Source organism: Candidatus Cloacimonadota bacterium (genome assembly GCA_034661015.1).
Taxonomy (GTDB): Bacteria; Cloacimonadota; Cloacimonadia; order JGIOTU-2; family JGIOTU-2; genus JAYEKN01.
The window spans coordinates 1-1,386 of record JAYEKN010000300.1 but is presented as its reverse complement, the minus strand read 5'-3'; the positions used below and the strand labels follow the sequence as shown (position 1 = coordinate 1,386).

Annotated in this window: 1 protein-coding gene; it reads left to right on the top strand. The window is 34.8% G+C overall.

Going from position 1 to position 1,386, the window contains the following annotated elements:
• The first annotated feature begins 247 nt into the window (after positions 1 to 247).
• Positions 248 to 1,285 (top strand): low specificity L-threonine aldolase, encoded by a 1,038-nt coding sequence (locus tag U9P79_10545; GenBank protein MEA2105052.1) that lies wholly within the window; start codon positions 248 to 250, stop codon positions 1,283 to 1,285.
• The last annotated feature ends 101 nt before the right edge of the window (positions 1,286 to 1,386 follow it).

Genomic DNA, 1,386 nt, shown 5'->3' with positions numbered 1-1,386 from the left:
TCATTTTCTACCTCCGGGTAGTTTGATTTTTCCCAAATGCTGATAACTGCAAAATATTGTAAATGTTTTTGAAATTTTTTATCTTTTATTGCCAAAGTTTTATTTGCGTGAATGAGATAATTTTTGATTTTTCTCTTGAACCTTTCTGTGGAAATTTATTTTGCAAACTTGACAACTAATCCGTGTTAAAACATTTGTTTATGCATCATTGTTTTGAGCAATGTTTACTAAAAATAAAAGGACATCTATGCAAAAAAATAAGCACAGTTTTGCCAGCGATAATTTTTCGGGAGTTCATCCTGAAGTGATGAAAAAGTTGAATGAAGTTAATGTGGGACACACTCCTGCTTATGGGGATGATGAATACACAACATCTGCAAAAGAAAAGCTACGGCGGCAATTCGGTGAAAAAATCGATATTTATTTTGTAATGATCGGAACAGGGGCAAACGCTCTTGGTATAAAAGCAATTAGCAAATCCTATAATTCTATAATTTGTGCGGAATCTTCCCACATAAACGTACATGAATGTGGTGCACCCCAATTTTTCAGCGGATGCCCAATGCATACAATTTCTACAAATAACGGAAAAATAACAGTGAAGCAGATAAAGAACAAATTGGGGGTAAAAGGTGATCCGCATATGTCGCAAGCACGAGTTATCTCGCTCAGCCAACCAACAGAATTGGGAACTCTATATACAATTGATGAGATAGAGAAAATTTCCAACTTTGCCCACAAAAATAACCTACTACTGCACATGGACGGAGTTCGATTGGCAAATGCTGCCGCAAGCATGCGGGTGAGTTTCAAACAAATGACCGGTGATGTCGGGGTGGATGTTTTGTCTTTTGGCGGAACAAAAAATGGATTGATGTGTGCGGAATCTGTCATTTTCTTTGATAAAAAATTGAGTGAGGATTTTAAATATTATCGTAAACAGGGATCGCAACTCTTTTCAAAAATGCGATATATCTCGGCACAGTTTGATGCCTTTTTCACAAATGGTCTCTGGTTAGAAATGGCTAACAATGCGAATAAAATGTCAAAAAAATTAGCAACGAGAATGAGGAAAATTCCAAATATTAAAATAGTTCAAAAAGTTGAAACGAATGTAGTTTTTGCCTATATCCCACCAAAGATAATACCACAATTGTTAGAAGAATATTTTTTCTACGTCTGGGATGGAGAAAAATCCTATGTCCGTTTGATGACTTCTTTTGATACAACGGAAAATGATATTGCCGAATTTGTCTCTTTTGTGAAAAAAAAATCTCAACAATGATGGAACTAATCGGAATTAAATAATAAACCACAAAATACACGAAATACACGAAAAAAAATCAAACAGATAAACATTGAAATAGCTAGAATAAATAGCCCAGC

Bases quoted from the DNA above. Each gene is read 5' to 3' on its own strand.
- U9P79_10545 (MEA2105052.1), top strand. From the start codon at position 248: ATGCAAAAAAATAAGCACAGTTTTGCCAGCGATAATTTTTCGGGAGTT.